Source organism: Dactylosporangium sp. CA-092794, from assembly GCF_050948465.1.
Taxonomy (GTDB): Bacteria; Actinomycetota; Actinomycetes; order Mycobacteriales; family Micromonosporaceae; genus Dactylosporangium.
Window position 1 is genome coordinate 9221562 of sequence record NZ_CP192044.1, and the last position, 19863, is coordinate 9241424.

Here is a 19863-nt window from a genome sequence, read left to right on the forward strand (position 1 = left end):
GGACGGTCAGACCTTCACGAAGGCGCCGTTGCGCACCTGGTAGAGGGCGAAAACGTCGGTATTGCCGGCGTCGATGGAGTTGGTGTTCGTCGCCGTCCAGCCCACGGTCTGCAGCACGCCGACCGGGCGCCCGCCGAGCCCGTGCAGGGCGGCCATGAACGTCTGCTGGGTCAGCTCGCCGCCCTTTTCGGCGTCGGTGACGGCGGCCTCGATCATGGCGCCGGTGTTCCAGCCCAGCTCGCCGAGCACCGTCTTGGCGTCCGGCTTGTACTGCTCGATCTGGGTCGCGAACTCCTGCACGGCCGGGGCGGGGTCGCTCAGCAGCGGGAAGAGGCCCGAGAAGTACATCCCTTCCAGCGCGTCCCCGCCGAGCTGCAGGGTCGACGCGTTGAGCTGGCCGGAGTAGGAGACCGCGGGCAGGGTCAGCCCGGCCTTCCTGGCCTCCTTCATCGTGCCGGCGATGCTCTGCGCGACGACCTGGAAGACGATGCCGTCGGCGCCGGAGTCGCGCAGCTTCTGCACGATCGGGGCGAAGTTCGACGTCGTCGACGGCACCGGGATCTTGATGATCTCGGCGCCGTACTTGGCGGCCTCGGCCGGGTCCTCGTCGGCGGCGTTCTCCCCGATGGTCGGGTCGTACACCAGCGCGATCTTCTTCTTGCCCAGGCCCGCCAGGTGCTTGATGCCGACGAAGCTCTCCGTCGTGTAGTCGGTGAACATGCCGAACGCGTTGGGCAGCTTGGCGGCCTTGAGCAGCGAACCGTTGGCGAGCACCAGCACCGGCGTCTCAGGGGCCGTCTTCAGCACCGACTGCGCCCCGGTGAAGGGCGCCGTGGAGAGGATGAAGACCGCGAACGGCTTGTCGCCCAGTAAGGTCCGCGCGGCGGTGGCGCCGCCGGCCACGGTGCCCTGGCTGTCGATGACGTTCACCTCCACCTTGTGGCCGCCGATGCCGCCCTGGGCGTTGCGGTACTTGAAGTAGGCGAGCAGGCCCTGCGTGCACTGGTCGTTGATCGCCAGCGGGCCGGTGGCCACGGTGGAGACCCCGATGGTCAGCGTGGCCCCCTTCGCCACGCCTCCCCCGCCGCCGCCCGCGGACGAGCTGTCGCCGCAGGCCGCGAGCGGGGCGAGGGCGGCCACCACGGCCGCCACGGCGACGGCCGATCTGCGCTGCGCTGAACCGATCATGTCGATGCCCTTCGTTCAGTCGCCGGCCGCGGCCGGCGCGGTGGGTCCGGACCCCAGGTATGCCTCGAGGACCGTGGGGTTCTTGCTGACCTCGTCCCATGGGCCGGCGGCGATGACCGCGCCGGCGTTCATGACGTAGATCCAGTCGCAGACGCTGCTGATGAACTCCATGTCGTGCTCGATCAGCAGCACGGCGCCGCCGGTCTCGTCGACGTGGCGGCGGATGAGCCGCAGGACGCTCGCCCGGTCGCGCAGCGGGACGCCGGCGACGGGCTCGTCGAGCAGCAGTACCTTCGGCGCGGCGGCCAGGGCCCGGACCAGCTCGGCCAGCTTCCGCTGGCCGCCGCTGAGCTTGTCGGCGGTCAGCCGCCGCACCGCGTCGAGTCCCAGCAGGCCGGTCGCGGACTCGAGCAGCGCCCCGGCCGGCCGGTTGCGGCCGCCGCGCCGGGCGAGGTCGATGTTCGTGCCGACCGGCAGGGAGCCGAACAGCTGGGCGGTCTGGAAGGTGCGGACCAGGCCGAGGCGGGCCCGGCGGACCGGACGTGCCCGGCCCAGCGCGCGCCCGTCGAGCGCGACGCCGCCCGCGTGCGGGGACACGACGCCGGCGAGCGCGTTGACCAGGGTGGACTTTCCGGCGCCGTTGGGGCCGATCACGGCCACGACCTCGCCCGGCCACACGTCGAGGGAGACGTCGGACAGCGCCTTGAAGGCGCCGAAGCGGACGCCGAGCCCCGTGACGCGCAGCGTGGGGGTGCCGCCGTCGCGGGCCGCGGCCCGGGGGCTTGCCTGCGCCGGGCCGGTCATGACAGGTACGCCCGTTCGATCCGCTCGTCGCCGCGCAGCGCCTCGGCGCTGTCGGAGAGCACGACCCGGCCGCGCTGCAGCACGTAGCCGCGGGTGGCGACGCGCAGGCACCGGTGGACCTGCTGCTCCACGATGAGCACGGCCCGGTCGTCGGTGGCGAGCCGGCCGATGACCTCGAACAGCTCGTCGATGATCTTCGGGGCGAGGCCGAGGGACGGCTCGTCGAGCAGCAGCACCTTCGGCTCGCCCAGCAGGGCCCGCGCGATCGCGAGCATCTGCTGCTGGCCGCCCGACAGCCGCCCGCCCAGGTCGCCCAGGCGCGGCCGCATCCACGGGAACCGGTCCAGCGCCGCGTCCAGGCCCTCCTGCTCCCCGGCGCGCGACGCGCGCAGGAACGAGCCGAGCCGGAGGTTGTCGCGGATGGTGAGGTTCGGCAGGATGCCGCGGCCCTCGACGACGTGGGCCACGCCCAGCCGGGCGATCTTGTGGGCCGGCAGGCCGTCGAGCCGCCGCCCGTTCAGGCTGATCGCGCCGGAGCGGGTGGCCAGCAGCCCGGAGACGGTGCGCAGGAGGGTCGACTTGCCGGCCCCGTTCGGGCCGAGGACGGCCACGATCTCGCCCGGTGCCACCCGCAGCGACACGCCCCGCAGCGCGGGTACGAGGCCGTAGCCCGACTCGATCCGGTCGATGGAGAGCATCGCGCGGCCTTCAGCGAGCGCCGGTCAGCAGTCGCGCCCGGATCGGCGCGGAGCGCGCGAGGTCCGCGATCGTGAGGGCCATCGCCAGCCCGCCGTCGCGGACGAACCGGTCGCCCTCCGCGCCGCCGGCGGCCACCGCGAAGTCCGCGGTGTGGTTGCCGGCCTCGGCCGGCAGGTCGAAGGAGAGCATGGGGTGCAGCGCGGGGACGCGTTGCGAGACGTTGCCCATGTCGGTCGAGCCGAACAGCTTCTCGGGATAATCGGGGAACGTCCGGCCGACGGCCTCGGCCCGGGCCTGGAAGGCGTGGGCCAGGTCCGGGTCGTGCCGGAACTCGCGGTAGAGGGACGGCAACGCGGTGAACTCCGCGCCCGTACCGGTGGCGAGCGCCCCGGCCTCGAAGCACCGGCGTACCCGCTGCCACACCTCGTCGACCTCGTCGATCGTGTCGGCGCGGATCATGCAGTCGACCACGGCGCGGTCGGCGATGACGTTGACCGCCGACCCGGCCTCCCGCACCACGTGGTGCACCCGGATGCCGTCGCGCAGCTGCTGGCGCAGCAGGCCGATGGCGGTCTGGGCGACGACCGTCGCGTCGGCGGCGTTCAGCGCGCTCCACGGCCGCGACGCGTGCCCGCCCCGGCCGGTGTAGGTGACCCGCCAGGACCGGGAGGCACGGAACTGCGGCGCGACGACGTCCTTCAGCGAAGGGTGCACCATCATCGCCGCGTGTGTCCCGGCGAAGGCGCCGCCGCCGAGCATGATCTCCTTGCCGGTCCCGCTCTCCTCGGCCGGCGTGCCGAAGACCCGCACCGTCAGCCCCAGCTCGTCGGCGAACGGCGCCAGCGCGAGCGCGGCGCCCACGGCCGCCGCGGCGATGGCGTTGTGACCGCACCCGTGGCCGATGCCGGGCAGCGCGTCCATCTCCGCGCAGATGCCGAAGACCAGCTCGCCGGATCCGGCCGACGCCACGAAGGCCGTCGGCAGGCCGGCCACCGCCCGCTCGACCGCGAACGCGCCGCCGCGGCCGAGGGCCGCGACGATCGCCGCCGACGTCTCGTGCTCGGCGAAGGCCAGCTCGGGGTTACCGTTGATCCGGTGGGACAGGTCCAGAACCAGCTCCAGGTTGCGGTCGAACTCGCGCGTGACCCGGTCGTCGATGTCGGTCATCGCCACACCTCATTCAGCAGTCGGAGGATGTTGCCGCCCAGGACGGCCTGGATCTCGGCGTCGCTGTAGCCGTGCTCGACGAGCCAGCCGGCGATGTTGCGGAAGTTCTCGCTCGGGTTCTCCAGCCCGTCGACGTGGGCGACCCGGTCGTAGCCGACGTCGCCCGGGTCGAGCACCGAGGAGAGGCCGAGCCGGCCGTTGATGGCGTGGTGGAAGCCCACGTGGTCGCCGTAGAGCGTGTCGGGGCCGAACGCGACGTGCTCGATGCCCATCAGGTCGGCCGCGTAGGTGAAGTGGTCCATCACCGACTCGATCGTGTGGGCGCGGTGGTCGTAGGACACGGTGGTGTGCGGGGCCGCCTCGATGCCCAGCACGCCGCCCCGCTCCGCGCACGCCTTGAGCACCGCGTCGGGCTTCATCCGCGGGATCGGCCACACGCCGCGGGCGCCGGCGTGGGTGATCGCGACCGGTTTCGCCGACGCCTCGATCGCGTCCAGCGACGTGCGGTCGCTCGCGTGGGAGACGTCGACGAGGATGCCCAGCGCGTTCATGCGCTCCACCGCCCGCCGGCCGAAGGCGGTCAGGCCCCCGTCGCACCGCTCCTTCTGGCCGCTGCCGAGCGTGTTGGCCTCGGCGTAGACCAGGCCCATCTGCCGGATCCCCAGCCCGTAGAGCACGTCGATGCGGTCCAGCTCGTTCTCGACCGGTCCGGCCGACTCGGTACCCATGACGAAGGCGAGGCGGCCGTCGCGCTTGGCCGCGGCGATGTCCTCGACCGTGCGGGCCACCACGACGCCGTCCTGGTGCGCGAGGTCGGCCAGGCGCATGCCGAGGGCCGCGATCAGGTCGTCCCACTTCCAGCCCGACGGGGTCGCGCTGCCGATGATGCCGAACCAGTTGTCGAAGACGGCGGTCAGGCCGGAGCGCCGCAGCTCGGTGAAGGCGGTGAACTCCTGCCTGGTGCGCAGGTACGCCGGCGTGTCGGCCAGGTCGGCCGGCAGCAGCTGCGGGTGGTCGTGGAAGCTGATGATCACGTTCTCCGCGAGCAGCCGCTCGACCCGCGCCGCCTGCTCCTCGTCCAGCGCGGGGGCGAAGCCGCTGCGGCGATGGCGGGGATCGGTCAGCTCGATGGCGGGGAAGTCGACTCCGCGCCGCACGTACGGGAACGACTCGTAGTCGGAGGGCCTGGCCACCGGGCTCGGCATGGGATACGACCTCATCTCTTCAGGTGTCAACACGGCCGCACCGACCCGTCGTCGCCCACCACGACGGACGGGCTCAGGTCCCGCGACGCCGCGGCGAACCGGGCGAGGATCGACGCCGCCACCTCGGGCCGGGGCAGGAAGGGCTGGCTGTCCGGGTCGAGCACGATGGGTTCGAGGCGCAGCGCCGGCCCGCCCTCGCCGCCCAGCCCCACGCGGAACACCGCGCTCTCGTACCAGGGGCCGCTCATCAGCGCGGGCCGGTAGGGCGCGGACGGGTGGGCGTCCTCCTTCGCGACCATCGAGTCCGGGCTCCACCCGTCGCACCAGTCGAAGACGAAGTTGCCCGTCGAGTAGAGGATCAGCCCGCGCCCGTAGAACTCCACCGGGTGCAGGCAGTGCGGGTGATGCCCGATGATCAGGTCCGCCCCGGCGTCGACCAGGCGCCGCGCCAGCGGCCGCTGGTACTGCGCCAGCGGACCCTGCGACGCCGGCAGGTACGGGAACGGGACGCCCCAGTGCAGCGCCACGACGACGAAGTCGTTGCGCTGCCTGGCCGCCCGGATCAGCGCCTCGGCCGCCCGGACGTCCGGCTCGTGCGCCTCGGAGTGCACGAACGGGGGCGTGCCCGGCGTCTCCGCCAGGAAGCCGGTGTCGTACTCGAAGCTCTGTCGCACGCGGATCGCGCCGATACCGGCCCGGTCGGCCGTGGCGTTGTAGCCCAGCGGCAGCGCGGAGCAGAAGCTGAAGAACGCCAGGCTGCGACCGCCGGCGGAGACGACCCGGGGGCGGGTGGCCTCGGCGACCGACTCGCCGAACCCGGCGTGGCGCACCCCCGCGGCGTCCAGCGCCCGGACCGTGTCGCGCATGCCGTCGGCGCCGTAGTCCATCGCATGGTTCATGGCCAGCGACACCAGGTCGAAGCCGAGCGCCGCGAGCTCCGCCGCGCCCGACACCGGCGCGCGCATCGCGACCAGCTTCTCGGCCCGCTGCCCCGACCCGGTGAGCGGGACCTCCAGGTTCCCGATCGTCAGGTCGCCCGCGCGCAGCAGCCCGAACGCCGAGTCCCCCGGCCCCGCGGGCGTCACGGCCGGGCGCCGCGGCCACCCCGAGACGACGACGTCCCCCACGACGGTGAGCTCCATCCGTCCTCCGTTCCACATTGCGATACGGTGTGCCGCATCGTAGTTCAGCCGCGGGCGGCGCGTAAAGGGTCTGTGCCGAGATGAGGCATGGCAGCGCGCTGGGTGGTACGCTCACGCCCCGATGCGCACAGGTGAAGGCGTCGACGACGCGCCCGGACAGGACAGGTCGAACGGCAGCATCCGGTCGATGAACAGCGTGCTGAGCACCCTGCGGGTCTTCGAGGCGGTCGCCGCCCGGCAGCCGATCGGCGTCTCGGAGCTGTCCCGCGCGACCAACATCCCGAAGAGCTCGGTGCAGCGGTGCCTGGTGACGCTGCAGCAGGCCGGCTGGCTGCGGGTCGTGGACGCCGAGCACGCGCGCTGGGGCGTGACCATGAAGGTGCTCGCCCTCGGGCTGCGCGGCGCCGGGGAACAGGACCTCCGGGAGGTGGCCGGGCCGGTCCTCAAGCGCCTCGCCGCCGAGACGGACGAGACCGTGCTGCTCGGCCTGCGCGACGGCGAGGAGTACGTCATCATCGCCCGGGAGGACAGCACCCAGGTCGTCCGGGTGATCCTCGACGTCGGCACGCGCCTGCCGCTGCGCGCCACCTCGGGCGGCGTCGCGATCATGGCCCGCCTGGAGGCCACCGAGCTCGACGAGCTGCTGCGGGACGAGCTCGGCGAGTTCGCGGGCAACCCGGTGCCGAGCTCCGACGAGCTCCGGCGGGAGATCGCCCGCACCGCCGAGCGGGGCTACGCGCTCAACATGTCGTCGTGGTACCGCCCGCACGTCGCCTCGATCGGCGCGGCGATCACGAACGCGGCCGGGCAGCCCGTCGGGGCGGTCGCGCTCTCCATCCCGGAGATGCGCTACGAGGCCGCGCAGGAGCAGGCGCTGGCGGGCCTGGCCGTCGCGGCGGCCGACGAGATCAGCCGGCTGGTCTCGTCCGCCTGACCGGGGTCACCCGTCGGTGGACGGCGCGAAGCCGGGAAAGCTGCCGTCGCGCTTGCGGAGCCAGTAGGCGATGCGCCTCGGGGCCTGGGCGTAGGGGTCGGGCACGCCGAGCTTGCGGGCGGCGTCGATCGGCCAGTTGGGGTTGTGCAGCAGCTCGCGGCCGAGCGCCACCAGGTCCGCCTGCCCCCGTTCGATGACGGCCTGGGCCTGGGTGGCGTGCACGATGTACCCGACCGCCATGGTCCGCACGCCCGTGCGGGAGCGGATCTCCTCGGCATACGGCACCTGGTAGCCGTAGCCGGCACTCGGAGCGCCGAAGACCGGCAGGCCGGTGAGACCGCCGGAGCTGCAGTCGATCACGTCCACCTCGTGCGCCCGCAGCTCCCGGACCAGCTCGACGGTCTGGTCGAGGTCCCACTCGGCATCCACGCTCGACAGGCGGACGAACAGCGCCTTGTCCGCCGGCCACACGGTGCGGATGCCGTCGACGATCTCCAGCAGCAGCCGGGCCCGGTTGGCGAACGATCCGCCGTAGCGGTCGGTGCGATGGTTCGACAGCGGCGACAGGAAGGTGTGGATCAGGTACCCGTGCGCCGCCTGCACCTCGAGCACCTCGTATCCGGCCCGATGGGCGCGCCGGGCCGCGCTCACCCATGAGTCCACCGTCTCGGCGATGTCCCGCGGCGACATCTCGACCGGCACACCGGAGCCTTCGAGGGCGATCGGCAGCGCGCTGGGACCGAGCACCGGCCAGTCGTCGGTGGCCGGCGGGCCCGGCTCGTGCGCGGCCCACGGCGGATTCCGGCGCCCCTTGCGCCCCGCGTGGATCAGCTGGATCCCCGGCACGGCGCCGCCGGCCCGCACCAGCTCGACCAGGCGCGCGTAGTGCGGGACCAGGTCGTCGTCCCAGAGGCCGAGGTCGCCGACGGTGCCCCGGCCGCGGCGGTCCACGGTCGTGCCCTCCTGGAAGACCAGGCCGGCCCCGCCCTCGGCGAGCCGGCCGAGGTGGACGGCGTGCGTGTCCGTCGGCGCCCCGTCGACGCCGCAGTACTGCCACATCGGCGACGCGACGACCCGGTTCTTCAGCCGCACGCCGCGGATCTCGAGCGGACTGAACAGATTCGCCGACATACCGGCACTCCTTCGACCACGCTCCGTGGAGCGGACGCCCATTGACACGCCATGGCGCCGTGTCTACCGTCACATGCTACTGAACGATACGGCGTTTCACTACGTGGCACAGAGGAGCTCTCATGGCGCTGACAAGCCGGACCCTGACGCACCGCGCGGTGCAGCGGCCGGACGACACCACCATTCGATACACCGTCAGCGGCCCGGCCGGCGGGCCGGCCCTGGTGCTCATCCACGGCTGGGCCTGCAACCGCGCCGACTACGACGCGGTCACCGGCTTCCTCCCCGAGCACTACCGCGTCATCGCCGTCGACCTCGCCGAGCACGGCGAGTCGCGCTCCGGCCGGGACGTCTGGACGATGGCGGAGTTCGCCCGCGACGTGGCGGCGGTGCTGGACGCCGAGGCCGTCGGCGAGTGCGTCGTGGCCGGGCACTCCCTCGGCGGCGCGGTCGCCGTCGAGCTCGCCCGGTCACGCCCCGACTCGGTGACGCAGGTGATCGCGCTCGACGCGCTGCACTACACCTTCCTGTTCGGCGCGCTGGACGAACAGCAGGCCGAGGAACTGCTGCGGCCCGTCCGCGAGGACTTCGCCGGGCTGGTGCGCAGCATGGTCGAGGCGGGCTCTCCGGCCGACACCGATCCGGCGCTCAAGGACGCGTACTTCGCCAAGATGCTGTCCGTGCGCCAGCCGGCCGGCACCCGCGCCTTCGAGGGCCTGGTGCGCTGGAACATGGAGGAGGCGCTGCGCGAGGCGAAGCAGCCGATCACCGTCTTCGGAGTGCGCGAGCTGGTCACCCAGGAGGCGATCGACCACCTCGGGGAGCGGGTCACCGTCGTGCGCGTCGACCTGGGCAGCCACCACTTCCCGGCGGAGTCGCCCGAGGGCACGGCCGAGCTGCTGGCCGGCGTGGTGGGCCGATAGCGGTGCCCGGCCGCAGCATCGCAATGTCGGCGGCCGCCGTCCGGAGCAGGGGTCCACGACTCGTTCCGCACCGTCATGCAGGAAATGCATAACGCGTAGGCTGCGGGTGTGCCCGACGAAGCCCCGCCCTCCCCGGCCCCCGGTCCCGATCTGGACCTGCGGCTGGTCCGGTATTTCACGGTCGTCGCCGAGCAGCTGAACTTCGCGCGGGCGGCCGAGATCCTGCGCGTCGCCCAGCCCTCCCTGAGCCGGCAGATCCAGCGGCTGGAGAACGCCCTCGGCGTGCGCCTGCTGGAGCGCACCACGCAGGGCAGCCGGCTCACCGCCGCCGGCGCGGCGTTCCTGCCGCAGGCGCAGCAGCTGCTGCACGGCGCCCAGCAGGCGGTACTCACCGCACGCGGCGCGGCGCCACCGCGCACGGTCACCATCGGATACGTCGACGACCTGGTCATCACGGCGGCCGTACGCGACCTGCGCCACCGTCATCCCGACGCCCACGTCCGCACCCGCCACCTCGGCTCGGAGGAAGCCGGCGCCCTGCTCGACCGGCAGGTGGACGCGCTGGTCATCCGCACGCCGCTGCCGATACCGGCCGACGATCTCGACGTGACCGTCCTCTACGAGGAACCCCGGGTCCTGCTCGTGCCCGCATCCCACCGCCTCGCCGGCAAGGAATCGGTCAGCACCGGCGACATCGCCGGCGAACCGCTCGTCGCCTGCGCCGGCATGGGTGCGCCGTGGACCGCCTTCTGGCGGCTCGAGCCCCGGCCGGACGGCGATCCCGCCCCGCTCGGCCCCACGCTCGTCGACACCTTCGAGGACAAACTCGAAGCCATCGCCGACGGACGCGCCATCGCCGTCGTCCCGGCCGACGACCGGCGCTTCACTCTCCGCAAAGACCTCGTCACGATTCCCGTCGAGGGCATCGAGCCCTGCCAGGTGGTCGTCGCCACTCGCTCCGCGGACACCAACCTGCTCGTCGCCCACTTCGTCAGATCAGCGGAGAACCTCCTGGTCCGCGAGCCCTGACCCGGCCAGGTCGATCCGGGCGCCCCGGCCGCTACGGATCGCGCCCGCGTGCGTCGTCCGATCCGACGATCTCAGCCGGTGAGCCACTCGGACGCGGTGGTCACCTCGGCGAGGCGGTCCGGCACCGGCGCCACGCCGAGGCCGGGTCCGGCCGGGACGGCGAGGTGGCCGTCGTCGAGCACGAACGGCTCGGTGATGTCCGCGGCGTAGTACCGCCCGGACGCCGACGTGTCGCCGGGCAGGGTGAACCCGGGCAGCGCGGCGAGCGCCACGTTGGCGGCCCGCCCGAGGCCGGTCTCCAGCATCCCGCCGCACCAGACCGCCACGCCGTGCGCCGCGCACACGTCGTGGATGCGGCGCGCCTCGAGGTAGCCGCCGACCCGGCCCGGCTTGACGTTCACCACCCGGCAGGCGCCCAGCCGGATCGCGGCCGCGGCGTCGCGGGCCGAGGCGATGGACTCGTCCAGGCAGACCGGGGTGCGGATCAGCCGGGCCAGCTCCATGTGGCCGAGCACGTCGTCCTCGTCCAGGGGCTGCTCGATCAGCAGCAGGTCGAAGGGGTCCAGCCGGGCCAGCTGCGGCGCGTCGGCCAGGGTGTAGGCGGTGTTCGCGTCCACCTGCAGCAGCACGTCGTCGCCGTAGCGCTCGCGGACCGCGCGAACCGGGGCGACGTCCCAGCCGGGCTCGATCTTCAGCTTGATCCGGAGGTACCCCTCGGCCAGGTAGCCGCCGACCGCGTCGAGCAACGCCGGGATGCTGTCCATGATGCCGACCGAGACCCCGCACGGGACCCGGTCGCGCACGGCCCCGAGCTCGCGGCCGAACGAGCGGCCCGCCGCGCGCAGCTCGGCGTCGAGCACCGCCGTCTCCAGCGCCGCCTTGGCCATCCGGTGGCCCTTGAACGGCGCGAGCAGGCCCGCGACCGCGTGCGCCCCGGGCAGATCGGCCGCCGTCAGGGCCGGGACGAGGAACCGGCGCAGCACGTCCGCGGCCGCGTCGACGTACTCCGAGGAGTACCGCGGGCTGCTCATCGCGACGCACTCGCCCCAGCCCTCTGCGGCGCCGGTCACCACCCGCACGAGCAGGATGTCGCGGGTCGTCTCGATGCCGAACGAGGTGCGAAACGGTGCGACCAGCGGCATGGCGACGCGGCGCAGTTCGACTCCGGTGATTTTCATGCATCCCTCCGTACTACGTACGCTCGAAGGCGCCGGCCACGTAGTTGCCGGCCTTGCTCGGGGCGCGCAGCAGCCCGACCACGCGGTCCAGCCGGGCGGCGTGGTCCAGCTCCGGCCCCGCGGCGGACGCCACGCTGCTGTCGGTCACGATGCTCATGCTCCTCGGGTCGTTCGGGGGCGTCACGGCCGGGTCGCACCGGTCCTGGTAGAGGTCGCGGGTGTGCCCGCCGTTGGTGAGCAGCGCGATCTGGACATCGTGGAGGTCGCTCATACGCGACCACGCCAGGAACCACGCCCGCCGCCGTGTTCATCGTTCTCGACAACTCGCCGGCGAGCCCTTGGCCGGCCGTGACGAAAACTGTTGTGTTCGTCCGGCGTCACGGTCACGCCGAGCCTGCCCGGGCTCGCGCGAAGCACGGCGGAGGGCCGGCGGTGCGCTGCGGCGTTGCGGTCGGCCCGGTCCGCCGCGGCCTCCCGGCCGGGCCGGACGTATGTCTCCGTGATCATGCTGTCCGCGGTGGCCGCGGCACGGGTTTGCCATGATCCCGGAACCTTTCGGTACACAGGGGTACATCACCACTCCACGATCATGAAAAACCCTTGGTGCGGTGGCTGGTTCGGCGTGATCGCGGAGACTTCCTGTCGCTGCACCGTGCTGCGCGGCGTGCAGCGGCACGTGCTCCAGTCGGGGGTCTCAGGGTTTCAGCGGGGCCGGAACAATGCGAACGTCGAGGGCCGGTCCCCGCGCAGGTGCACTCGGACCGCCCCGGATCGGCGTCCAGCAGGGTCACCTCCAGCTCCGCCCCCTCCACGACCGCATCCATGCTCGTGACCGGAACGAACCCACGCAACCGCGCCGCGTCTTCCGTCCGCCCCGGCGCCTGCAACCGCCCGTCGAGCGCATACCGGATCGCGCCGCCGTCGCTGGACTCAGCGCTCGCGGCCGTCACGACCAGCGTGCCCTTGACGCCCTCCGCCAGCCACCGCCGCTCGCTGCAACGAACAAACCCCAGGCGACCCGATGCATGCTGGCACGGTACCGGCCAAGGCCAACCCGATCGCCGCGTCTGTCGCCAACTCTCCACGGCCCCGCCGCGACCGCCGTTCGGCGCTGGCGGGGCGCGAGGGGCGCACGCCGGTAGGTGGCGTACGGAGGTCTATCCGGGTCCATTTGCGATGAGGTACACCGTCCGGGGCCGCGCGCCGCGGTCGACAACGACGTCGTAGCGGACCCGATCGGCTTCCCCGAAGTACTGTGCGTAGTCCCCGCCCGGCGCGAACGTCCACTTGAACTCGCCCGACGCCGACATCGCGCTGAAGAGTTCGACATTCACCTCGGCCGGCGCGAGCTGATCGACCGGCAGGTGAGCGATGAACGCCTCGACACAGTCCTCGGGAGCACCGAACTGCAGCAGGAACGTGTCACCGAACGCGTCGCTGGCGAAGTACCGCAGGTCAGTGGTCTCGCAGGCGGGCGCTGTGACCCGATACGCCGTCATCTGGCGATCGAGCGGCACGCCGGCACTTCCTGGCAAGGCGCGGTCGTCACGCACCCCGCATCCGGCTACGGCCAGGACACCGCACACGGCGAGGACAACCAGCCGGCGCACCCCCGTCCGGCACTTCGGTCGCGTCGGGGGCGATGTGTGCGGCATGCACGGGAGGATAGCGGCGTGGCCCCGCCGAAGGGCATCGGCGGGGCCACGGGGCTGGTGGTGACTAGTGTTCGGGCGTGAGGTTGCCGCTGGAGCCGAAGACCTGGACCTCGGCGATGCGGACCTGGTCGCGGAACTGGCTGGCCGTCGCGCAGTCCGTGCTCGCCCGCGGGTCGTTGTCCTGCTCCCCGGCGTAGAGCGGGTTGCCGGTGCACTGGCTCGACCGCACCACGATGCGCAGGTGCGTGGCCTGCGTCGGGTGGATGTCGAAGCTGCGCAGGTTCAGCTGCGGCGCCACCGGGCGGAAGGCTCCGCCGGGGAAGGCGTCGGCCGGGCTGCGGTACACCTCGTGGTAGCCGGCGTCCGTGGAGCAGTCCGCGCTCTTGGCGTTGCACGCCAGGATCGTGAACGACCGCAGCGCGCTGAACCGGTTCTGCGTGCCGGTGTCGACGTCGCCGTTGACGGCGGGGCGCAGCAGGGCGCTGACGTTGACCGACTTGACGGTGACCGGCTTGTCGCCGGCCAGATCGATGGTGATCCGCTTGCCGGCCACGCCGTCGAGTGAGGCCCAGTCGGTACCCTCGGTCTCGTCATTGATCTTGTCAACGTTGACGCCGTCACCGGAGGCCACCGCGCCCAGCGCCGATGAGGCGAGGTTCTCCGGCAGCTTCAGCTTCAGGTCCTGCGACCGGCCCGGGTTGAACGATGCGGTGAGCCGCTGGCTGCCCCGGCCCTTGCCGTTGACCACGAAGTCGAACTTCGTGTTCGGCAGGATCTGGAACGTGTCCGGGATCGGCGTCGCCGGGTCGGTGTCGGCGACCGGGGTCACCCGCGCCTCGTAGTCGCCGACGTAGAGCTGGACGACCGCGCCCGAGGAGCCGGCCGCCGGCCGCAGGGTCACGGTCGCGTTGTTGGCGAACGGGGAGTGGAAGCTCGGGGTCGGGTCGGTGTCGGACGACGAGCCGGTGGCGCCCTCGCCCAGGCCGGACTCGGCGAACGCCCGCCAGATGATGTCCTGGTCGGCGCCGCCGAAGCGGACCTGATCGGCCGCCAGCATGTTGTCGCGCATGTTGATCATGGTGACGTTGCTGGCCGCCTGCAGCAGGAACGAGTCGAACATCAGCTGGATCCAGCGCCGGTTGCCGGGGCAGGACGCGGCGGCGACGAGACCGTTGGCGCACCGCTGCTGCAGCACGGGCGTGCCCAGGCCGTAGCGGTTGACGAACTGCTCGCGCACCCGCAGCATCGTCGCGACCCAGATCTCGCCGTCGGCGTGCACCTCGGGACCGACCAGGTCGAACCCGAAGTCCGAGTAGTTCAGCGGGCTCTTGCTGCCGTCGTAGTCGCGGATGCCCTCGTGCGGGTTGCCGGTGGCATACGCGCCCGTGACGAACGGGGTGTCGCCCGGGGCGCGCAGGTTGTTCTCGAACAGGTACTCGGCCGCGGTCAGGTCGCCCCACGCCTCGCCCATCGAGCCGCCCTGCGTGCCGGAGATGCCCGAGTTCGGACCGGCGATCATGCGGTTGGTGATCGCGTGGGTGTACTCGTGCCCGATGACGGTCATGTCGTAGTCGCCGTCCACGCACGGCGGATACGCGGCCCCGGCCACCGGCTGCCACAGGAACATGTTGGTGGTCGACGTCTGGCCGTCGCGGCCCGTGCTCTGGTTGGCGTTGTTCCGACTGCCGCTGATCGCGCCGGACTGCGCGCGGCCCTGCTCCGGGTCGTTGCCCACCCCGCCCGGCGCGATGTTGACGACCTGCATGTTCCACGCGGCCTCGGTGAAGCCCAGGTGGTAGCTGAAGTCGTGCATCCGGTTGTGCATGGCGAACAGGTTGGACACGGCCGCGTCCGCATCGTTGCGCGTGGCCGAGGTGAACACATCAGGGTTGCACTTGGCCTGTTGCCATTGATCGGTGAAGGGGTACCTGTAGTTGCGGTCCGGCTGCGTGGTCGCCGGGAAGGCCGCCGTGCCACCGCCCCACTGCACGAGGTTGTTGGCCGAGTTGCCCGACGAGGTGAGCGTCGGCTGCCCCGTGACCTGGTTCAAGTCCCAGGCATTGCCCGACGCGGCGTCGCTCACGGTCCTGAAGCAGCCGAGCTTCGGGGTGAAGCACCACGTCACCCGCGGGTCGATGCCCGGCAGGAACCACCGCTGCGGGGTGGCCGGGAAGACGGCCCAGGTGGGGTTGTCGGAGTCGAAGTCGACCAGGTCCTCGCGGATCAGGATGGCGCCGGTGCGCGCGTCGACATAGGTGGTGTACGCGGCGGGGTTCTCGGCGTCGGTGGCGATCAGGGTCACCTGGTAGGCGGCCCGCGGCCCGTCCTGCGGGGTGGGCACGGCCACCCCGATCACGTCGGGCGGCGACACCTGGCCGGCGTCGAGCCCGGCGTCCTTCAGGGCCGCGGCGACGGCGTCCGCCGCCGACAGCGTCGCCGGCTCGGGCACGCCGGTGTCGCGCGACAGCGAAGACGTCACCCGCACGACCTTGCCGTTGTCGACCAGGATCGACACGAGTCCGTCGTGGCCGGCCGGCAGATCGCCGAACCGCTGCTGCAGCAGCACGACCGTGCCGGCCCCGAGGGGCTGGACCATCAGCTGGTCCATGGCCGCGACACTGGTGGCGTCGAGCCCGTAGAGATCCTGGTTGGTGATGAGGTACTGGCGGGCCGCGGCGACCGGGTCACTGGTCAGGCCGGCGGCCAGCGCCGTGTCCGGGCCCACCGACTCCGGCTCGCCGAGCGTGTTCCAGCGGACCTTGCCGGCGCCGATGCGGTCGGCGGCGTCCTGCTGCTTCGCCGTCGGCGCCTTGGTACCGCGACGGTTGTCGGCGTCGCGGGAGGCCCGCGCATCGACGTCATGGGGGTTGCCCGCGTTGGGCTTGGGATCGGCGGCGGCGGGCGCGGCGGTCACCGCGCCCGAGACCACGACGGCGAGGACGGTGAACGCGACGAGCGTCCGGCCCCGCATGCGGCTGGGGATCCACCCAGATGTGCGCACCATCAACACTCCTTTGTTCGATGGGGGCGCAAAGTTGATCTCGGGAGTCGTATCACACACCGATCTCATAGCGATAGGTACATGTGTCGATCAGTCGTGCCAAGGTGGGAGAATGTACGGTTAAAGACCTATTGGCCTCTATTCACATACCGCTATTTCCGGCATTTGCCGCGTCGTCCTCGCCCGGTCCGTTGCCGTCGCGCAGGTGCCGGCGCAGCGCGGCGAACGCTTCGGCCGCCTGCCGCCGTTCCGCTTCGGCCGCGGCCGGGTCGAGGGCGTCGCGGTGCTCCCGCAAACGCCGCGCGCTCTGCCCGAACAGGTCGGCATGGACGCCGGCCAGACCCACCTCCCGGACGGTGGCGCCGCCGCTGCGGAGGTCCTGGCCGATCTCGCGCCACTGCTGGCCGGCCTTGCCGTCGGCCAGCGCCCGGAAGACGGCGCTGCGCAGCAGTTCCTGTGCCTCCGTGTCGTACTGGTCCCGCCCGTCGTCGCTCATGCCACCCCCGGATGGTCGTAGGCGTTGCCGGGCAGCGGGTAGCGGCCCAGGTCGCCGCCGCCCTGGTAGCCGATCGCCATGCCTTCGCCGATGAAGCCCTGCATGAGCGTGCCGCCGTACTGGATCTTCTGGCTCACCTGCGCGAACTTCTCGATGATGCGCGCGATCTGGATGGCGGCCACGCCGTAGCCGGCGATCGTCCCGACGCCCGTCTCGACCAGGGCGGACCCGATGGCGGCGGCCGCCGCGGCGATGATCGCCTCGTCGATGATGGCCTCGAGCAGGTTCTGGACCTGACTGCCGACCAGCCAGACGCCGCGCCCCGCGTCGTGATAGTCCTTCGCCGCCTGTTCGAGCGGTCCCCGCAGCGCCGCGACCTTGGTGGCGAGGTCCGAGAAGTACACGTAGGCGGCGTCGGCGGCGTTGCCGTCCCACTCGGCGTCGAGCTTGAGCAGCTCCTGCTCCACGATGAGGCCTAGCCGGTGGCAGGCCCGGCCCAGGTTGGCGTAGGCGAGGCCGCACTGCTCGAAGGCGGTCCAGTCGCCCTGCAGCAGCTGCGCGCACCAGGCGATCGGGTCGATGCCGATGGCCTGTTCGAGGAGTGCGGTGATCCAGTGCGACGGGCTCAGGTAGCTGAAGTAGCCGAACACGTCCAGGTACTCGTCCAGCGTCTGCTCGGCCGGTACGGGCACCTTCAACTCGGCCGCGGGACTGTCCAGCATCAGCCGGACCCCGGGCGCTGGTCGTCCGCGAGCGAGGCACGCCGCACCGGCTTGCCATCGAGGCGCTCGGCGGCCGCGCGATCGCCGCTGAGGTAGAACTCCTCCGCCCGGCGTACCTCGGCCGCCGACGTGGCGAGCACCTCCCCGAGGTGGCCGATCACGTCCTGCACGTCGTCGGCGAACCTGCGGTGCGAATACTCGGCATACCCGAGGATGCCGTGCTCGTTGAAGCCGAACGTCGACCACTCGTGCGCATACCGCCGCATGGCCTCGGCCGCCTCCGCCATGTCGGTCAGCACCCACGCGTACGCGTTCAGGGCGGCCGGACTCACCTTGAGCGTCATCGTCCGCCTCCCTTCACTCGCCGCTCAGCGACCCGGCAGCGATCAGCATGACGAGGCCGAGCCCGAACAGCCCGCCCGTCCAGCGGGCCAGCCGCCACTCCCGATCCTCATCCGGCGGCGTCCGCAGCAGGCGCACAGCGCCCACGAACGACCCGGCGATCGGGCCGGCCGCCAGGACCCACCCGATCCAGAGCACGGGACTGCGCGGAAGATTGCGCGAATCGGCCGCGGCCCCCAACGCGAGAATCACGGGAATGAGCGCCAGAAAGGCATCGAACACCAGGACAACTTTGGCCAAACCCCTGCGCATCGGTCGCAGGTGATCCAAACCGGCACCACCCGGCGGCGTCTCGTTACTCATGCTCCCCCGATCAGCCATGAAACGGACCAGTACAGGGTGCCAAGCGACGCGATAACTCTCAATACCGCATTCGTTACCGTGGATAACGGACCGGCGCCTGCCAGAGGATGCGACGGCGTCGGCGGCGTCGCGGCGGGAGAATTTTCTCCGGGGGCCGTGTCGATCCGCGGGCGGCTCGTTCGACGTGTGGGTGCGAGGGCCGAGAGACGGCCCGGCCGGACGAGGAGAATGCGTTGTCGAAGTACATGCTGATCATGCGGGGCACCGACGAGTCGAACGCGGCCATGATGGCCAACATCGACGAGATGATGACCACGACCCGCCAGTTCATCGAGGACCTGTTCAAGGCCGGCGTCTACGTCGCGGCCGAAGGGCTGGACGATCCGAGCCTAGGCGTCGTGGTCGACTTCAGCGGCGAGGCGCCGGTGGTCACGGACGGGCCGTACGGGGAGACCAAGGAACTGTTCGGGGGCTTCTTCCTGCTCGATGTCGCCTCGAAACAGGAGGCGGTCGAGTGGGCCAAGCGGGTCCCGGCGGCCCCCGGGTCCAAGATCGAGGTCCGGCGGGTGCCCGAGAGCGACGAGGTCCCGCAGGTCGACCAGTGATCGTCACGGACCCGGCCGGGCCCGAGAGCGACGGCCGGATCTGATGGGTACGCCCGATGTCGAGGCCGTCTGGCGGATCGAGTCGGCGCGGATCGTCGCCGCGCTGACCCGGTTCACCGGCGATTTCGGGCTGGCCGAGGACGCGGCTCAGGAGGCGGTGGCCGAGGCGCTGGTGTCGTGGCCGCTCGCCGCTCCGGCGAATCCGGCCGGCTGGCTGATGGCCACCGCCCGGCGGCGGGCGATCGACGCGATCCGCCGCCGGGCCGCCCTCCAGGACCGATATGCCCTGCTGGCGGCCGACGAAGCCATCGAGGAAACAGTCGACCCCGACCGGATCGACGACGACGTCCTGGCGCTGATGTTCATCAGCTGCCACCCGGTGCTCTCCCCCGAGGCCCGGGTGGCGCTGACCCTGCGCGTGGTCGGCGGCCTGTCCAGCGAGGAGATCGCCCGCGCGTTCCTCGTGCCAGTGCCGACCGTGCAGGCCCGCATCACCCGGGCCAAGAAGACCATCGCGGCGGCCGGGGTACCGTTCGAGCTGCCGCCGGCCGGCGAGCGCCGGGAGCGGCTGGGCGGCGTGCTCAGCGTCATCTACGTGATCTTCACCGAGGGGTCGACCGCCACGTCGGGCGACCGGCTGCTGCGCCCCGGCGTCGCGTACGAGGCGATCCGGCTGGCCCGCACGCTGGCCGCGCTGCAGCCGGCCGAGCCGGAGGTGCACGGCCTGCTCGCGCTGTGCGAGCTGACGGCCGCGCGCTTCCCGGCCCGGACCGCCCCGGACGGTTCGCCGATCCTGCTCGAGGACCAGGACCGGCGGCGGTGGGACTTCGCGGCGATCCGCCGCGGGCTGGCCGCGCTGGCCAAGGCATCGACCCGCGGCCTCGGCCCCTACGGCCTGCAGGCCGCGATCGCCGCCGCACACGCGTCGGCGCCCTCCGTCGAGGCGACCGACTGGGACCGGATCGTGGTGCTCTACGAGGCGCTCGGCCGGGTCGCGCCCTCGCCGGTGGTCGAGCTCAACCGGGCCGTCGCGGTGGCCATGGCCTCGGGGCCGGCGCAAGCCCTGGCCATCGTGGACGAGTTGATCGCCGCGGACCGGCTCCCCGGTTCGCATCTGGTCCCGACCGTGCGCGGTGAACTGCTCGCCCGGCTCGGACGGCGGCCGGAGGCGCGCGCCGAGCTGGAACTGGCCGCCCGGCTGTGCGCCAACCAGCGCGAACGCTCAGTACTGCTGCGCAAGGCGGCCACGCTGGGCTGACGTCTCCAGGTCGGCGCCGCA

General features: G+C 72.1%; 20 protein-coding genes. 5 read left to right on the forward strand and 15 right to left on the reverse strand.

Annotation, left to right across the window (positions count from 1 at the left end):
• Window positions 1–6 precede the first annotated feature (6 nt).
• From ACQPXD_RS39415 to ACQPXD_RS39440, 6 genes are read right to left on the reverse strand one after another with little or no spacing between them, the layout of a single operon-like run.
• Entirely contained in the window at window positions 7–1188 is a 1182-nt protein-coding gene (locus ACQPXD_RS39415; protein ID WP_432827280.1) for an ABC transporter substrate-binding protein, read from the reverse strand.
• Between the two features lie 15 nt (window positions 1189–1203).
• Window positions 1204–1992 carry an ABC transporter ATP-binding protein gene (locus ACQPXD_RS39420; protein ID WP_432827282.1) on the reverse strand — a complete coding sequence of 263 codons (789 nt, stop codon included), beginning with the start codon at window positions 1990–1992 and terminating at the stop codon, window positions 1204–1206.
• A complete protein-coding gene (locus tag ACQPXD_RS39425; protein ID WP_432827284.1) occupies window positions 1989–2690 on the reverse strand; it encodes an ABC transporter ATP-binding protein in 702 nt (233 codons plus the stop codon). Before ACQPXD_RS39425 ends, ACQPXD_RS39420 begins: the two co-directional genes overlap by 4 nt.
• Window positions 2691–2700: 10 nt before the next feature.
• Entirely contained in the window at window positions 2701–3858 is a 1158-nt protein-coding gene (locus ACQPXD_RS39430; RefSeq protein WP_432827286.1) for a M20 family metallopeptidase, read from the reverse strand.
• Window positions 3855–5063 carry a dipeptidase gene (locus ACQPXD_RS39435; RefSeq protein ID WP_432827288.1) on the reverse strand — a complete coding sequence of 403 codons (1209 nt, stop codon included), beginning with the start codon at window positions 5061–5063 and terminating at the stop codon, window positions 3855–3857. Before ACQPXD_RS39435 ends, ACQPXD_RS39430 begins: the two co-directional genes overlap by 4 nt.
• A gap of 26 nt (window positions 5064–5089) precedes the next feature.
• Window positions 5090–6205, reverse strand: coding sequence for a CapA family protein (locus tag ACQPXD_RS39440; protein ID WP_432827290.1), 1116 nt, complete (start codon window positions 6203–6205; stop codon window positions 5090–5092).
• Window positions 6206–6326: 121 nt separating this feature from the next.
• Here ACQPXD_RS39440 and ACQPXD_RS39445 point away from each other — a divergent pair, with 121 nt between their 5' ends.
• Entirely contained in the window at window positions 6327–7139 is an 813-nt protein-coding gene (locus ACQPXD_RS39445; RefSeq protein WP_432827292.1) for an IclR family transcriptional regulator, read from the forward strand.
• Between the two features lie 6 nt (window positions 7140–7145).
• Here ACQPXD_RS39445 and ACQPXD_RS39450 read toward each other — a convergent pair whose 3' ends face one another.
• Entirely contained in the window at window positions 7146–8270 is a 1125-nt protein-coding gene (locus ACQPXD_RS39450; RefSeq protein WP_432827294.1) for an NADH:flavin oxidoreductase/NADH oxidase, read from the reverse strand.
• A gap of 122 nt (window positions 8271–8392) precedes the next feature.
• Here ACQPXD_RS39450 and ACQPXD_RS39455 point away from each other — a divergent pair, with 122 nt between their 5' ends.
• Together ACQPXD_RS39455 and ACQPXD_RS39460 are read left to right on the forward strand one after the other, a co-directional pair.
• Complete coding sequence (locus tag ACQPXD_RS39455; RefSeq protein WP_432827296.1) at window positions 8393–9193, forward strand: alpha/beta fold hydrolase; 801 nt, start codon at window positions 8393–8395, stop codon at window positions 9191–9193.
• Between the two features lie 108 nt (window positions 9194–9301).
• The gene (locus ACQPXD_RS39460; RefSeq protein ID WP_432827298.1) at window positions 9302–10222 is read left to right on the forward strand and encodes a LysR family transcriptional regulator; all 921 of its coding nucleotides are present in this window, start codon (window positions 9302–9304) and stop codon (window positions 10220–10222) included.
• Window positions 10223–10293: 71 nt separating this feature from the next.
• Here the strand turns inward: ACQPXD_RS39460 and menC are convergent, their stop codons facing one another.
• The 8 genes from menC to ACQPXD_RS39500 all read right to left on the reverse strand — a co-directional run bounded on the left by menC (window position 10294) and on the right by ACQPXD_RS39500 (window position 17979).
• Window positions 10294–11400, reverse strand: coding sequence for an o-succinylbenzoate synthase (gene menC, locus ACQPXD_RS39465; RefSeq protein ID WP_432827300.1), 1107 nt, complete (start codon window positions 11398–11400; stop codon window positions 10294–10296).
• Between the two features lie 13 nt (window positions 11401–11413).
• On the reverse strand, window positions 11414–11671 hold the full coding sequence (locus ACQPXD_RS39470) for a hypothetical protein (protein WP_432827302.1): 258 nt from the start codon (window positions 11669–11671) through the stop codon (window positions 11414–11416).
• Between the two features lie 886 nt (window positions 11672–12557).
• Complete coding sequence (locus ACQPXD_RS39475; RefSeq protein WP_432827304.1) at window positions 12558–12953, reverse strand: hypothetical protein; 396 nt, start codon at window positions 12951–12953, stop codon at window positions 12558–12560.
• Between the two features lie 166 nt (window positions 12954–13119).
• Window positions 13120–16059 (reverse strand): M36 family metallopeptidase, encoded by a 2940-nt coding sequence (locus tag ACQPXD_RS39480; RefSeq protein ID WP_432827306.1) that lies wholly within the window; start codon window positions 16057–16059, stop codon window positions 13120–13122.
• Window positions 16060–16198: 139 nt separating this feature from the next.
• Window positions 16199–16552: a hypothetical protein gene (locus ACQPXD_RS39485; protein WP_432827308.1), complete on the reverse strand. Its 354-nt coding sequence runs from the start codon at window positions 16550–16552 to the stop codon at window positions 16199–16201.
• Window positions 16549–17274: a hypothetical protein gene (locus ACQPXD_RS39490; RefSeq protein WP_432827311.1), complete on the reverse strand. Its 726-nt coding sequence runs from the start codon at window positions 17272–17274 to the stop codon at window positions 16549–16551. Before ACQPXD_RS39490 ends, ACQPXD_RS39485 begins: the two co-directional genes overlap by 4 nt.
• Entirely contained in the window at window positions 17274–17618 is a 345-nt protein-coding gene (locus ACQPXD_RS39495) for a hypothetical protein (protein WP_432827313.1), read from the reverse strand. The genes ACQPXD_RS39490 and ACQPXD_RS39495 overlap by 1 nt, the downstream gene beginning before the upstream one ends.
• A 13-nt stretch (window positions 17619–17631) precedes the next feature.
• Entirely contained in the window at window positions 17632–17979 is a 348-nt protein-coding gene (locus ACQPXD_RS39500; RefSeq protein ID WP_432827315.1) for a hypothetical protein, read from the reverse strand.
• Between the two features lie 233 nt (window positions 17980–18212).
• Between ACQPXD_RS39500 and ACQPXD_RS39505 the strand changes: the two genes are divergently transcribed.
• Both ACQPXD_RS39505 and ACQPXD_RS39510 read left to right on the forward strand, forming a co-directional pair.
• Window positions 18213–18584, forward strand: a complete 372-nt coding sequence (locus ACQPXD_RS39505) for a YciI family protein (protein ID WP_432827317.1) — start codon at window positions 18213–18215, stop codon at window positions 18582–18584.
• Between the two features lie 43 nt (window positions 18585–18627).
• Window positions 18628–19842, forward strand: coding sequence for an RNA polymerase sigma factor (locus ACQPXD_RS39510; protein WP_432827319.1), 1215 nt, complete (start codon window positions 18628–18630; stop codon window positions 19840–19842).
• The last annotated feature ends 21 nt before the right edge of the window (window positions 19843–19863 follow it).

What these genes read in the sequence shown, in the direction of transcription:
- ACQPXD_RS39510 (WP_432827319.1), top strand. Translation starts at nt 18,628, where the DNA reads ATGGGTACGCCCGATGTCGAGGCCGTCTGGCGGATCGAGTCGGCGCGG.
- ACQPXD_RS39445 (WP_432827292.1), top strand. Translation starts at nt 6,327, where the DNA reads ATGCGCACAGGTGAAGGCGTCGACGACGCGCCCGGACAGGACAGGTCG.
- ACQPXD_RS39435 (WP_432827288.1), bottom strand. Translation starts at nt 5,063, where the DNA reads ATGCCGAGCCCGGTGGCCAGGCCCTCCGACTACGAGTCGTTCCCGTAC.
- ACQPXD_RS39425 (WP_432827284.1), bottom strand. Translation starts at nt 2,690, where the DNA reads ATGCTCTCCATCGACCGGATCGAGTCGGGCTACGGCCTCGTACCCGCG.
- ACQPXD_RS39485 (WP_432827308.1), bottom strand. Translation starts at nt 16,552, where the DNA reads ATGAGCGACGACGGGCGGGACCAGTACGACACGGAGGCACAGGAACTG.
- ACQPXD_RS39495 (WP_432827313.1), bottom strand. Translation starts at nt 17,618, where the DNA reads ATGACGCTCAAGGTGAGTCCGGCCGCCCTGAACGCGTACGCGTGGGTG.
- ACQPXD_RS39480 (WP_432827306.1), bottom strand. Translation starts at nt 16,059, where the DNA reads ATGGTGCGCACATCTGGGTGGATCCCCAGCCGCATGCGGGGCCGGACG.
- ACQPXD_RS39440 (WP_432827290.1), bottom strand. Translation starts at nt 6,205, where the DNA reads ATGGAGCTCACCGTCGTGGGGGACGTCGTCGTCTCGGGGTGGCCGCGG.
- ACQPXD_RS39415 (WP_432827280.1), bottom strand. Translation starts at nt 1,188, where the DNA reads ATGATCGGTTCAGCGCAGCGCAGATCGGCCGTCGCCGTGGCGGCCGTG.
- ACQPXD_RS39450 (WP_432827294.1), bottom strand. Translation starts at nt 8,270, where the DNA reads ATGTCGGCGAATCTGTTCAGTCCGCTCGAGATCCGCGGCGTGCGGCTG.
- ACQPXD_RS39490 (WP_432827311.1), bottom strand. Translation starts at nt 17,274, where the DNA reads ATGCTGGACAGTCCCGCGGCCGAGTTGAAGGTGCCCGTACCGGCCGAG.
- ACQPXD_RS39430 (WP_432827286.1), bottom strand. Translation starts at nt 3,858, where the DNA reads ATGACCGACATCGACGACCGGGTCACGCGCGAGTTCGACCGCAACCTG.
- ACQPXD_RS39420 (WP_432827282.1), bottom strand. Translation starts at nt 1,992, where the DNA reads ATGACCGGCCCGGCGCAGGCAAGCCCCCGGGCCGCGGCCCGCGACGGC.
- ACQPXD_RS39500 (WP_432827315.1), bottom strand. Translation starts at nt 17,979, where the DNA reads ATGAGTAACGAGACGCCGCCGGGTGGTGCCGGTTTGGATCACCTGCGA.
- ACQPXD_RS39470 (WP_432827302.1), bottom strand. Translation starts at nt 11,671, where the DNA reads ATGAGCGACCTCCACGATGTCCAGATCGCGCTGCTCACCAACGGCGGG.
- ACQPXD_RS39455 (WP_432827296.1), top strand. Translation starts at nt 8,393, where the DNA reads ATGGCGCTGACAAGCCGGACCCTGACGCACCGCGCGGTGCAGCGGCCG.
- menC (WP_432827300.1), bottom strand. Translation starts at nt 11,400, where the DNA reads ATGAAAATCACCGGAGTCGAACTGCGCCGCGTCGCCATGCCGCTGGTC.